Origin of the sequence: Pseudomonas sp. FYR_5 (genome assembly GCF_043106315.1) — a bacterium.
Lineage (GTDB): Bacteria > Pseudomonadota > Gammaproteobacteria > Pseudomonadales > Pseudomonadaceae > Aquipseudomonas > Aquipseudomonas putida_Y.
This window is the reverse complement of record NZ_JBICMK010000011.1, coordinates 20425-31681: the sequence shown is the minus strand read 5'-3', so window position 1 is coordinate 31681 and position 11257 is coordinate 20425. Positions and strand designations below refer to the sequence as shown.

At 62.1% G+C, this 11257-nt stretch carries 10 protein-coding genes; 3 read left to right on the top strand and 7 right to left on the bottom strand.

From position 1 onward, the window contains the following. Positions 1-177 precede the first annotated feature (177 nt). On the top strand, positions 178-924 hold the full coding sequence (locus tag ACF8RA_RS01180) for an SDR family oxidoreductase (RefSeq protein WP_176683472.1): 747 nt from the start codon (positions 178-180) through the stop codon (positions 922-924). 9 nt (positions 925-933) lie between these two features. Here the strand turns inward: ACF8RA_RS01180 and ACF8RA_RS01175 are convergent, their stop codons facing one another. From ACF8RA_RS01175 to ACF8RA_RS01160, 4 genes are all read right to left on the bottom strand, one after another. Next, complete coding sequence (locus tag ACF8RA_RS01175) at positions 934-3000, bottom strand: PAS domain-containing protein (RefSeq protein WP_176683321.1); 2067 nt, start codon at positions 2998-3000, stop codon at positions 934-936. A gap of 171 nt (positions 3001-3171) precedes the next feature. Then, a complete protein-coding gene (gene mapR / locus ACF8RA_RS01170) occupies positions 3172-4581 on the bottom strand; it encodes a GntR family transcriptional regulator MpaR (RefSeq protein ID WP_003247831.1) in 1410 nt (469 codons plus the stop codon). Positions 4582-4631: 50 nt separating this feature from the next. Further along, complete coding sequence (ccoG, locus tag ACF8RA_RS01165; RefSeq protein WP_392518694.1) at positions 4632-6035, bottom strand: cytochrome c oxidase accessory protein CcoG; 1404 nt, start codon at positions 6033-6035, stop codon at positions 4632-4634. 121 nt (positions 6036-6156) lie between these two features. Next, a complete protein-coding gene (locus ACF8RA_RS01160; RefSeq protein WP_014590732.1) occupies positions 6157-6396 on the bottom strand; it encodes a DUF3203 family protein in 240 nt (79 codons plus the stop codon). A gap of 135 nt (positions 6397-6531) precedes the next feature. Between ACF8RA_RS01160 and ACF8RA_RS01155 the strand changes: the two genes are divergently transcribed. Continuing rightward, entirely contained in the window at positions 6532-7050 is a 519-nt protein-coding gene (locus ACF8RA_RS01155; protein ID WP_176683323.1) for an MgtC/SapB family protein, read from the top strand. Positions 7051-7582: 532 nt separating this feature from the next. Here ACF8RA_RS01155 and ACF8RA_RS01150 read toward each other — a convergent pair. The 3 genes from ACF8RA_RS01150 to ACF8RA_RS01140 form a co-directional block, all read right to left on the bottom strand. Further along, on the bottom strand, positions 7583-8482 hold the full coding sequence (locus tag ACF8RA_RS01150) for a hydroxymethylglutaryl-CoA lyase (protein WP_392518692.1): 900 nt from the start codon (positions 8480-8482) through the stop codon (positions 7583-7585). Between the two features lie 19 nt (positions 8483-8501). Next, positions 8502-8900, bottom strand: a complete 399-nt coding sequence (locus tag ACF8RA_RS01145; protein WP_176683325.1) for a MerR family DNA-binding transcriptional regulator — start codon at positions 8898-8900, stop codon at positions 8502-8504. Between the two features lie 75 nt (positions 8901-8975). Further along, positions 8976-9854: a helix-turn-helix domain-containing protein gene (locus ACF8RA_RS01140; protein WP_176683326.1), complete on the bottom strand. Its 879-nt coding sequence runs from the start codon at positions 9852-9854 to the stop codon at positions 8976-8978. A gap of 172 nt (positions 9855-10026) precedes the next feature. On the opposite strand from ACF8RA_RS01140, the gene pobA reads away from it, so the two are divergent. Next, positions 10027-11214, top strand: a complete 1188-nt coding sequence (pobA, locus tag ACF8RA_RS01135) for a 4-hydroxybenzoate 3-monooxygenase (protein ID WP_104961507.1) — start codon at positions 10027-10029, stop codon at positions 11212-11214. Positions 11215-11257: the final 43 nt, after the last annotated feature.

Genomic DNA, 11257 nt, shown 5'->3' with positions numbered 1-11257 from the left:
AGCCAGATCAAAAGCCACATCAACAGCCAGATCAAAAGCCAGATCAACAGCCAGATCAAAAGCCAGATCAACAGCTACATCAACAGCAGAGGGTTGGCTGTGCTGATCTTCGTCATTCCAACGCAGCGCCATTTCGCCTATTGTCGATGCTCCCTCCCCAAAACCATTGGCAAACCCATGGAGAACGTCATCGTCATCACCGGCGGCAGCCGCGGCATCGGCGCCGCCACTGCGCTGCTGGCCGCCCGCCAGGGCTACCGCATCTGCATCAACTATCACGCCGATGACCAGGCCGCCGAAACCATCCTCAGCCAGGTCCGCGCCCTGGGCGCCGAGGCCATCGCGGTGCGCGCCGACGTCAGCGTCGAGGATGAAATCATCCAACTGTTCCTGCGCGTCGACGATGAGCTCGGCCCGGTCACCGCACTGGTCAACAACGCCGGCACCATCGGCCAGCAGAGCAGGGTCGAGGACATGTCCGAGTTCCGGCTGCTGAACGTCATGAAGACCAACGTCGTCGGCCCCATGCTCTGCGCCAAGCACGCCCTGCGGCGCATGGCGCGCCAGCATGGCGGGCAAGGCGGATCCATCGTCAACGTATCATCGGTAGCCGCACGCCTGGGTTCGCCCAATGAATATGTCGACTATGCCGCCTCCAAGGGCGCGCTCGACACCTTCACCATCGGCCTGGCCAAAGAAGTGGCAGGCGAGGGCGTGCGCGTCAATGGCGTACGACCGGGCTATATCCATACCGGTTTCCATGCGCTTTCTGGTGATCCGGACCGCGTCAGCAAGCTTGAATCTGGCTTGCCCATGGGCCGAGGGGGGCATCCCGAGGAAGTGGCCGAGGCCATCCTCTGGTTGCTTTCGGACAAAGCCTCCTATGCCACCGGCAGCTTCATCGACCTGGGCGGCGGGCGCTGAGCGCGCCCGTCAAGTCTCCAGCAACTCGCGAACCCGCTCCGCCAGTGCTTCCAGTTCGAACGGTTTGGTCAACACCAGCGTACCTTGCAGCGGTTGGCCGTCGCTGAGCGCCGCGCTCTCATCGTAGCCGGTGATCAACAGCACCTTGAGGTCCGGGTAGCGCTCACGGCAGCGTTCGGCTACCTGGCGGCCATTCAGGCCGCCAGGCAGGCCGACATCGCTCAGCAGCAAGTCTGGCCGTTCGCCACTTTGCAGGTGGGCGAGAGCAGTCGGACCGTTCTCGAAGGCGTCCACCCGATAGCCCAGCTCTTCCAGCACTTCGCCGATCACCAGGCGCAAGGCGGTCTGGTCTTCAACCAACAGAATGCGTTTTGCAGTCTCGCCACTTCTTCGCGAAGGCACGCGCTGCGGTTTGCTGATTGGCGTCTGGGCTGGCGCGTGGTGGCGGGGTAACAGCAGTTCGATACGGGTCCCCTCGCCAGGCACCGAAAGCACCCGTAATTGCCCGCCCGACTGACGCACGAAGCCATAAGTCATGGACAGCCCCAGGCCGGTGCCCTGGCCCATCGGCTTGGTGGTGAAGAACGGCTCGACTGCGCGCTCGACGACGTCAGCCGACATGCCGCTACCGTTGTCGACGATGCTCAGGCGCACGTACTCCCTGGCCGGCAGTTCCAGTGCCAGGGCCTGCTCGTCGTCAAGCTGCAGGTTGTCGCCAATGATCTCGATCACACCACCGGCAGGCATGGCATCACGCGCGTTGATGCATAGGTTGAGCAGGGCGCTTTCCAGTTGTGGAGGGTCGATGAAGGTCGGCCACAGCTGGCTGGCGAAGCGGCTGCTCAGGGTAATCGCCGGGCCGATGGTGCGGCGCAGAAGGTCTTCCATGTCGGCCACCAAGGTGGCCACTTGCGTGGAGCAGGGTTGCAGGGTCTGCTGGCGGGAGAACGCCAGCAGCCGATGCACCAGCGACGAGGCCCGCTGCGCCGCGCTGTTGGACAGCTCCAGCAAGGGCGCCAGGGCGTCGAAGCGTGACTGGTCCAGGCGTTGCCGCATCAGCTCCTGGGCGCCAAGGATGCCACCCAGCAAATTGTTGAAGTCGTGGGCAATGCCGCCACTGAGCTGGCCTACGGCCTCCATCTTCTGTGCCTGGCGCAGCGCCGCTTCGGCCTTGGCCAAGCGTTCCTGCTCCTGCACTCGCTCACTGATGTCATAGGCGAACAGAAACGCGCCCTGTACCTCGCCTTCTGAATCGCGCAAGGCGTTGAAGCGCAGCTCATAATGGCGCAGCACGGGGGGCTTGCCAAAGGTGCCGATCTCGATGAACTGCTCGCCAGCCAGGGCGCGCTGCCACATCGGCAGAATTGGCGTCTGGTCGGCGGTGCCATCCTCGAACAACCCGGGCAGGTAGTCGCCGATTTCGGGTGTCCTCCCGTACAGCAGGTGGAAGTCATGCTTGGCCTGGCGATTGACAGCCAGCCAGCGCAGGTCCCTGTCGACCACATGCACATTGACCACACTGTGATCGACCAGCTCGGCAAACAAGCGGCGCTCCGCCAGTGCGGCAGTCACCCGTTGTTCGAGCTCTTCGTTAAGGCGCTGAAGGGCCTGCTCTGCACGCCGGCGTTCGGTGACATCCTTGAACAATACCGCCACCTGGCGTTTCTCGGCAGGTTCTATGCGAAAAGTGGTCACCGACAGCACGCGGCCGGTGGCAACCAGCTCTTGCTCGAAGTGCAGTGGTTCGCCGGTGCGAAGTACAGCGCCATAGCGGGCCACCCAGTCATCCGCCTCATCGGGCACCATCTCGCGCAGTTTTTGCCCGACCACGTTGGGGATGCCGGCGTGTTTGGCATAGGCGGCGTTGGCCAGCACGTGCACGTAATCACTCAGCGGGCCATGGGGGCCGTCGAAGAACTCGATGATGCAGAAGCCTTCGTCCATGGTGTCGAACAGTGAGCGATAGAAGTCCTGGCCGTGCCCCTGGAGGCTTGCAAGCCGTTGCTCCAGCAGCGTGTTCTGTCGCTGGAGGTCTTCGACTTGTTGGCGCAGTGAGTTCAGATCACGAGAAGGCATGCCTGCGTCCGGCAACTGAAAAATCCAGACTTTAACGTGTTCACCTGCAGGCGAATAGCCGCTCAGTGCGACTGGGCAGTGCTCCCCAGCAACCGTTCAAGCACTTGGGCAAGTGCTTGCAGATCGAAGGGCTTGGCCAGCAGCTCGGTGCGCGTGTCGGGCGCCTCGCTATCAGAACGAGCGAATGATCCGCCCGAGGGTTTCCATGGCCTGTTCGGCACCGTCATGCCAAGGGCTGCCGTAATTCAGGCGGATGCAATTGCCGAAGCGTCGGGTGGGCGAAAAGATTGGCCCTGGCGCGATGCTGATGCCTTGGGCCAGGGCCATGTGGAACAGCTTGAGGGCATCCATCTGCTCGGGCAGTTCCAGCCACAGGAAGTAACCGCCGGAGGGCTGGCTGACCCGTGTCTGCGCCGGGAAGTGGCGGGCGATGGCTGCCAGCATGTTGGCCTGCTGGCCCTCCAGGGCGTAGCGCAGCTTGCGCAGGTGGCGGTCGTAGCCGCCGTGTTGCAGGTAGTCGGCGATGGCTGCCTGGGCCGGCATGGAGGCACAAAGGGAGGTCATCAGCTTCAAACGCTCGATCTTCTGCGCAAAGCGCCCAGCGGCCACCCAGCCAATGCGATAGCCCGGCGCCAGGCTTTTGGCGAACGAGCCGCAGTGCATGACCAGGCCCTGGGTATCGAAGGCCTTGGCGGGTTTGGGCGCCTGTTGCGAGTAGTACAGCTCGGCGTACACGTCGTCTTCGATCAATGGCACCTGATGGCGCGCCAGCAACTCCACCAGTGCCTGTTTCTTGGCCTCCGGCATGCTTGCACCTACAGGATTCTGGAAGTTGGTCATGCACCATACGGCTTTTACCGGGTGCTTCTCCAGGGTCTGCGCCAGCACCCCGAGGTCCATGCCCTCGCGCGGGTGCACGGGGATTTCCACGGCCTTGAGCTTGAGCCGCTCCAGCACCTGCAGGCAGGCATAGAAGGCGGGGGCCTCGATGGCTACCAGGTCGCCCGGCTGGGTCACTGCCTGCAGGCACAGGTTCAGGGCCTCCAGTGCGCCGTTGGTGATCAGCAGCTCTTCCATCGGCAGCATCAACCCACCGACCATATAGCGCAGGGCTATCTGCCGGCGCAGCTGAGGGTTGCCCGGGGACAGATCGGTCACCACCATGCGTGGGTCCATGCTGCGGCTGGCGCTGGCCAGTGAGCGCGACAGGCGTTGCAGCGGGAACAGTTCAGGGCTGGGGAAGGCAGAACCGAAGGCAATGGTGTTGGGGTCCTTGATCGAGTCGAGGATCGAAAATACCAAGGCGCTAACGTCGACATCGGTAGACTCGCTCACCGGCTGCAGCGCCTGCGGCTCGCTGAACTGGCGCGGAACGTGGGCGTTGACGAAATACCCGGAGCGCGGCCGGGCCCGGATCAGCCCGCGCCGTTCCAGCAGGTAATAGGCCTGGAACACGGTGGACGGGCTGACCCCGTGGGTCTGGCTGGCGTAGCGCACGGACGGCACGCGCTGGCCGGGGCCCAGCACCCCGGAGCGGATCAGTTCGGCAATGTCATCGGCGAAGCGTTCGTAGCGTTTCATTCTGGCCTTCTGTCGAAGCCTGGCAGGCAAGGTGGCGTGAGTGTAAGGGATCAGCGGTTCATCGGGGCGACGAAGCGACTGTGCGCCACGCTGCGGATAGCGGGGTCGTCACGCTCGCTGATTTCAAAGCTCAGCGTCTGCGAGCTGCTGGTCGGGCGCTCGGCGAGCATCGCCACCGACACCGGCAGTTCGCTCATTTCGCCAGCAGGGATGACCAGTGCGCTATTGCCCTGCAGGGTGAAACCGTCAGCGTCCAGCAGGCGCAATTGATAGTGCTGGGTACGTTCGGTCTTGTTGATGACCTTCAGCAGGTAAATGTTCTCGATCTGGCCTTGGGCGTTTTCGCGGAACAGGCCGCGGTCCTTGATCACATCCAGCGATACCATCGGGCGCAGTTGCAGGGCCATCACCAGTGCCCCGATCATGACCAGCAGCGCGGCAGCGTAGCCCAGCAGGCGCGGGCGCAGCCAGTGAGTGGTACCGCCTTGCAGGCTGTGCTCGGACTTGTAGCCAATCAGGCCGCGGGCATACCCCATCTTGTCCATTACCCCGTCACAGGCGTCGATGCACGCGGCACAGCCGATGCAAGCCATCTGCAAACCATCACGAATGTCGATGCCGGTGGGACACACCTGCACGCACAGCGTGCAATCGATGCAGTCGCCCAGTCCCTGGGCACCGACATCACTGCCTTTCTTACGCGGACCACGGGCCTCGCCACGGCGCGGGTCGTAAGCGACCGCCAGGGTGTCCTTGTCGAACATCACGCTCTGGAAGCGCGCATATGGGCACATGTGCAGGCACACCGCTTCACGCAGCAGGCCGGCATTGATGTAGGTAGCGGCCGTGAAGAACAGCACCCAGAACAGTGCCACACCGCCCAGTTGCAAGGTGAGCAATTCTGCGGCCAGTGGCCGGATCGGGGTGAAGTAGCCGACGAAGGTCAGCCCCGTGAGCACGCCAATGGCCAACCACAGGCTGTGCTTGAGCGTGCGGCGGGCCAGTTTGTTCAGGCTCCAGGGCGCCGCGGCCAGCTTGATGCGCTGGTTGCGGTCGCCCTCGGTAACCTTTTCGCACCACATGAACAGCCAGGTCCAGGTACTTTGCGGGCAACTGTAACCGCACCAGACACGCCCGGCGTAGACGGTGATGGCGAACAGGCCAAAGGCACAGATGATCAGCAGCGCCGACAGCAGGATGAAGTCCTGTGGCCAGAAGGTGGCGCCGAAGATATGGAACTTGCTGTTTCCCAGGTCCCACAGTACGGCCTGGCGGCCGTTCCAGTTCAGCCAGGCCGTGCCGAAGAACAGCACGAACAGGGCGCCGGCAAAGCCGATGCGCAGGTTACGGTAAAACCCGGTAAAGCTGCGGGTATGGATACCGCTGTCGGTGCGTCGTGCTTGGATGCTGGCTGGGGCGGTGGCGATCTCTGTAAAAGGGATTCTATCGTTCATGGTTCGGTGCTCATCAGGCCTCGATCAGGCATGAGCACTATGGCGCTGAAGCTGTTATCAGCACAGGTTCAGATTTTACGATAAAAACCATATCAGATTTGCCGCGTAGCCCCGCCAGGCCTCATATCACCGAGCCTGGCGCGCTGGCCTTCAGATGCCTGCGGCTATCCACCGCACCCGCCACGGTCAGTGCATCGGCCTCGGTTTCGGTAATGGGCACGCGTTGGCCGGCCAGAATGGCCACCGACATGCGCAACTGCTCGTCGGTGATGATCTCGATGTCCGGGCCTTCGCCCTCGATGCGCAGGTCTTCGCCGATCAGTGTGCAGCGGCGGGTGGTTTCGTCGATTTCAATGGGCATGGTGGGGTCCTCCTGGGGTGGTTACAGGGTGGACCGCGGTCAGGGGCCAGTTGCTGCATCAGCAGGCTGAGCGGCACTTTGCATTGCGTGCAGAGGTCAACCTGAAAACACATGCTCAGGCAGGGGAGCACCGCGATGGATGTCATCTGGCAAGCAATCCAGGCCGAATTCGCCGATGTCACCGATGAGCGCGAGGTCACGCAAATCCTTGTGCGCTTGCTGATGGCTGCTGTGCTTGGCGCAATACTGGGCTTCGAGCGTGAACACAAGGGCAAGTCTGCCGGGGTGCGTACCCACATGCTGGTCTCGCTGGGCGCCGCCCTGTTCATGCTGTCACCCAGCATGGCAGGGGCCGATGACCAGGCGCTAAGCCGGGTGATCCAAGGCATCGTTGCCGGTATCGGGTTTCTCGGTGCGGGTACCATTCTGAAGGGTAACGGCCAGGACACCAGCCATGTGAAAGGCCTGACGACCGCTGCCGGGCTATGGATGACGGCTGCCATCGGTACGGCGGCCGGCATGGGACGCGAAGCCACGGCGCTGATCAGCACGGTACTGGCCCTGCTGGTACTGGGCACGATGCCGTTGATGGTGGAAAAGGTCGAAGGGCAGGATGAGGAGAAGCAGGAGGAGGAAGAGGGCAGGAAGCACTGAGGGGAGCCGAAGCTCCCCTCAAAGCGTTGTTGCCTGCTCTTTTTTTATTATTGGGACCGGCCTTTTGTTGTTTTTGTCGGCTTGTCCTGGTGCTGCGGGCGACCCCCATGCGGGGTCAAGAGCAAACGTATTTTTTTGAGCGCTGACCTGCTGTCATCATCGCTGATCCGAACCTGGCTGCCGCTACCTTGAGGTAGTTTTATTGTTCTGTGCCAGCCCGCGGGGCGAACCCCTGAAAAGCGTGTCGACTCCAAAAAAATCTGCTTGCTACGCCTCTGCCGTGTTGTTCTTGTTATGTCAGAGCCGTTACCTGTTGTTTTTATTGGGTATCGCGTTTTTTTTGTTGTTGTACCAGAGATATAGCAGGGTGCGTGCCAACTTTTGAAAACCCTTTAAAATCAATGAGTTAAGAATTTTGGTCGACACCACCCAGCCTGAAATTCTGCCGATTTGTTTCCCTGTTACCCGATTTTTTGCTGTGAAATGTGCGGGAGGTAACACTTCACCCACACCGATGTGACACCCGTGTGACCTATTTAGCGCTACACGCCCGCGCTACCCGCGACCTATTGTCGCGGCCCAGCACGCTGCTGATGCGCTGGCCGGCGGCTATCAGCCGGCCCAGGTCGATGCCGGTCTCAATGCCAAGCCCTTGCAGCAGGTACACAACGTCCTCGCTGGCGATATTGCCGGTAGCACCCTTGGCGTAAGGGCAGCCGCCCAACCCGGCTACCGAGCTGTCGAACACGCTGATGCCTTCAAGCAGGCTGGCATAGACGTTGGCCAGGGCCTGGCCGTAAGTGTCATGGAAGTGTCCGGCCAACTGCTCGCGCGGCACCTGGGCCGACACCACCTCGAACAGGCGCCTGGTGTCACCTGCAGTACCGGTGCCGATGGTGTCACCCAGCGAAACCTCATAGCAGCCCATGTCGTGCAGGGCGCGGGCCACCGGGGCCACCTGCTCGGCGCTGACCTTGCCCTCATAAGGGCAGCCGAGCACGCATGACACATACCCGCGCACGCGCACGCCGTGGCTGCGCGCAGCGTCCATGATGGGTTCGAAGCGCTTGAGGCTCTCGCTGATCGAGCAATTGATGTTGCGTTGCGAGAACGCTTCGGAGGCTGCAGCGAATACCGCTACTTCCTTGACCCCCGCAGCCAGGGCGTCCTCGAAACCGCGCAGGTTCGGCGCCAGCGCGGCATACGTCACACCGGGGCGCTGCTGGATGCCGGCGAATACCTCGGCAGAGCCGGCCATCTGTGGCACCCACTTGGGGGACACGAAACTGCCCACTTCTATATAGGCCAGGCCTGCTTCGGTGAGGTCGTTGACCAGGCGCACCTTGTCGGCGACGCTGATGGGCTGGGCTTCGTTCTGCAGGCCGTCGCGGGGGCCGACTTCGACCAGGCGGACGTGTTTAGGCAAGGACATGGCGGATTTCCTGTGGCGTTCAGCGGTGGTCTTTGTTGTTCAGGGTGGCGGCCAGGGCTTGTTCGCAGCGCTCCTGGGCGGTATCCAGTTCCAGTTGCATCTGGTGAATGTCCAGCATCTGCTGCTCCAGCTGGGCGCGGCGCTCGGCGATCTTCGCCAGCATGCTGTTGAGCTGTTTGAGGTTGCCGCTGGTGGGGTCGTACAGTTCGATCAGCTCGCGGCACTCGGCCAGGGAAAAGCCGATGCGCTTGCCGCGCAGGATGAGCTTCAGGCTGACCTTGTCGCGCGGTGAGTAGATGCGTTCCAGGCCACGACGCTCAGGGCTGAGCAGGCCCTGTTCTTCGTAGAAGCGGATAGCGCGGGTGGTGATGTCCAGCTCGCGGGACAGGTCGGAGATGCTGTAGGTCTGAGTGCTCATGCTCGGGCTCGGCGTGGGGTATGCGGATATCCTGAGGGCAGGTTGACGTATACGTCAAGAAGAGGCCGGTATGGATTATTCAGACAACCCCGATCTGCGATACCCATTGGGCGTCTGCCCACTCAAGCGCTTGAACCACCGGGCGAAGTAGGTCGGGTCGGTAAACCCCAGGCTGTCCGACAACTGCCCGATGCTCATCCGCGTGTAGATCAGGTTGCGTCGCGCCTCCAGCAACAACCGCTGGTGCACCACCTGCAACGCAGTCTGGCCGCTCAGCGTCCGGCACAGCTGGTTCAGTTGCAAGCTCGGAACATTCAGCCGCGCGGCATAGTCTTCAACCGACAGATGCTCGCGGTAATGCGCTTCGACCAGGCGCAAGTACTGCCCCAGCAACAGGCGGTCACGTTCATCGCGGTTACGCGGCGCCAGCCCTAGCTGCTGGCGGCGGCTGATCCACACCATCAGCGCGGTCACCAACGCTTCGAGCATCGCCGCGCGAGCCGGGGCATTGCCCTGGTACTCCCGCTGCAAGGTGTCGACCAGGCTGCGCAGGTGCACGCGGTCATGGCCCAGGGGGTAACACGCTGGCTGGGCCAGCACCGTCAGTGGCGCGCCCAGGCGCTGTTCCAGGTTCGCTACAAGGGCGGTACCAAAGGTCAGTACATAGCCCTGGATGTCGGCGCTGAAGCGAAAACCATGCACGGTCATCGGCGGCACTACCTGGATCGCCGCTTCGCCGATGGCACTGCGCATCCCCTCGATCTCCACCTGTGCCTGACCCCGCTGTACATACAGCAGCTGGAACAGCTCGGCATGCTGGTGCGGCTTGATCTCCCAGTGATGCAGGCGGCTGCGCGCCGGGATCGATTCGCAATGCAGCAGGTCGGTACCGGGCCAGGCCTGATTTTCGCCATACAGCTTGAACAACGGGACGCCGGGGAGGGTGGATTTCATCTGGGCTGACCTGTCCGTTAATCGAACGCTTTTCGTAAAAGTGCAGGTTTTTTATGGAATAGCACACTTAAGAAGCGTTTTCTGCCAGTAAAAATGCAATGGCAAACCCTAACAGCAGATGCCGCCCCGCTGCCAGTTCCGGGCCGGTATCGTCCGAACAGAGACAACAACAATGAAAACTCAGGTTGCAATTATTGGTGCAGGTCCGTCTGGCCTGCTGCTGGGCCAGCTGCTGCACAAGGCCGGTATCGATAACATCATCGTCGAACGCCAGACCGCCGAGTACGTACTAGGCCGCATCCGCGCCGGGGTGCTGGAGCAAGGCACGGTCGACCTGCTGCGCGAGGCCGGCGTGGCCGAGCGCATGGACCGTGAAGGCCTGGTGCACGAGGGTGTCGAACTGCTGGTTGGCGGGCGCCGCCAACGTCTGGATCTCAAAGCCCTGACCGGCGGCAAGACGGTGATGGTCTACGGGCAGACCGAAGTCACCCGTGACCTGATGCAGGCCCGCGAAGCCAGTGGTGCGCCGATCATTTATTCAGCCGCCAACGTTCAGCCGCATGAACTGAAAGGCGAGAAGCCTTACCTGACCTTCGAAAAGGATGGCCGGGTGCAGCGGGTTGACTGCGACTATATCGCCGGCTGCGATGGCTTTCACGGCATCTCGCGGCAGAGCATCCCGGAGGGCGTGCTGAAGCAGTATGAGCGGGTTTACCCGTTTGGCTGGCTGGGCCTGCTGTCGGACACACCACCGGTCAATCACGAGCTGATCTACGCCCACCATGAGCGCGGTTTTGCGTTGTGTAGCCAACGCTCGCAAACACGCAGCCGCTACTACCTGCAGGTACCTTTGCAGGATCGGGTCGAGGAGTGGTCTGACGAGCGTTTCTGGGACGAACTGAAAGCCCGTTTACCCGCCGAGGTAGCGGCGGACCTGGTCACAGGCCCCGCGTTGGAAAAAAGTATTGCGCCGCTGCGTAGCCTGGTGGTCGAACCCATGCAGTATGGTCACCTGTTCCTGGTGGGGGACGCGGCGCACATCGTCCCCCCCACCGGTGCCAAAGGCCTTAACCTGGCGGCCTCGGACGTCAACTACCTGTACCGCATTCTGGTCAAGGTGTACCACGAAGGGCGCGTCGACCTGCTGGCGCAATACTCGCCGCTGGCACTGCGCCGCGTCTGGAAGGGCGAGCGCTTCAGTTGGTTCATGACCCAACTGCTGCATGACTTCGGCAGTCACAAGGATGCCTGGGACCAGAAGATGCAGGAAGCTGACCGCGAGTACTTCCTGACCTCGCCGGCGGGGCTGGTGAACATTGCCGAGAACTATGTGGGGCTGCCGTTCGAAGAAGTGACCTGATCTGTCATTGCGCAAACCTGGCAATCACGCAGAGAGCAAGGGC

What these genes read in the sequence shown, in the direction of transcription:
- ACF8RA_RS01180 (WP_176683472.1), top strand. Translation starts at nt 178, where the DNA reads ATGGAGAACGTCATCGTCATCACCGGCGGCAGCCGCGGCATCGGCGCC.
- ACF8RA_RS01175 (WP_176683321.1), bottom strand. Translation starts at nt 3,000, where the DNA reads ATGCCTTCTCGTGATCTGAACTCACTGCGCCAACAAGTCGAAGACCTC.
- mapR (WP_003247831.1), bottom strand. Translation starts at nt 4,581, where the DNA reads ATGAAACGCTACGAACGCTTCGCCGATGACATTGCCGAACTGATCCGC.
- ccoG (WP_392518694.1), bottom strand. Translation starts at nt 6,035, where the DNA reads ATGAACGATAGAATCCCTTTTACAGAGATCGCCACCGCCCCAGCCAGC.
- ACF8RA_RS01160 (WP_014590732.1), bottom strand. Translation starts at nt 6,396, where the DNA reads ATGCCCATTGAAATCGACGAAACCACCCGCCGCTGCACACTGATCGGC.
- ACF8RA_RS01155 (WP_176683323.1), top strand. Translation starts at nt 6,532, where the DNA reads ATGGATGTCATCTGGCAAGCAATCCAGGCCGAATTCGCCGATGTCACC.
- ACF8RA_RS01150 (WP_392518692.1), bottom strand. Translation starts at nt 8,482, where the DNA reads ATGTCCTTGCCTAAACACGTCCGCCTGGTCGAAGTCGGCCCCCGCGAC.
- ACF8RA_RS01145 (WP_176683325.1), bottom strand. Translation starts at nt 8,900, where the DNA reads ATGAGCACTCAGACCTACAGCATCTCCGACCTGTCCCGCGAGCTGGAC.
- ACF8RA_RS01140 (WP_176683326.1), bottom strand. Translation starts at nt 9,854, where the DNA reads ATGAAATCCACCCTCCCCGGCGTCCCGTTGTTCAAGCTGTATGGCGAA.
- pobA (WP_104961507.1), top strand. Translation starts at nt 10,027, where the DNA reads ATGAAAACTCAGGTTGCAATTATTGGTGCAGGTCCGTCTGGCCTGCTG.